General features: G+C 39.5%; 1 protein-coding gene. It reads right to left on the bottom strand.

Annotated features, from left to right (window positions below):
- Positions 1-29: 29 nt before the first annotated feature.
- On the bottom strand, positions 30-446 hold a 417-nt coding region (locus tag CAN34_RS13785), incomplete at its 5' end, for an RNase H family protein (RefSeq protein ID WP_368039514.1).

The following is a 446-nucleotide window of genomic DNA, read 5'->3' as shown; positions in this document are numbered from 1 at the left end:
CTGTTCTTCATCTATAACGCTTCTATACATCATATCATCGACATGTTTTTATCATTACCATAATTGTCCAGTATATGACTTTCCGATATCTGGCTTTCTAACGTCTGTTTTTCTAATATCTGACTTTCCACCATATGATCATCTGATAGTTCTTCATCAAGCTCGTCATCCATCATATCAAAACCTAATGGATCAAACTTTAGCCAGTCATCGCTCGTGGATGGCTTTTTATCAGACACTATTTGCTCTTTTTTTTTAGCGGTATCTTGTGTGTCTACTGTCGATAAATCTTCACTACTGGACGTCACGCCTAAATTTGCCAGCTCGTCTGCTTTTTCATTGCCAGCATGTCCAGCATGACCTTTGACCCAATGCCAATCAACATCGCGTGGTTGGCAAAGCTCGTTTAGTTGTTGCCAAAGGTCTTTATTGGCGACTGTTTTTTT

It is taken from the genome of Psychrobacter sp. DAB_AL32B (genome assembly GCF_002224105.1).
Classification (GTDB): domain Bacteria; phylum Pseudomonadota; class Gammaproteobacteria; order Pseudomonadales; family Moraxellaceae; genus Psychrobacter.
The sequence above is the reverse complement of the archived record's forward strand: the minus strand, read 5'-3'. Positions and strand labels throughout refer to the sequence as shown.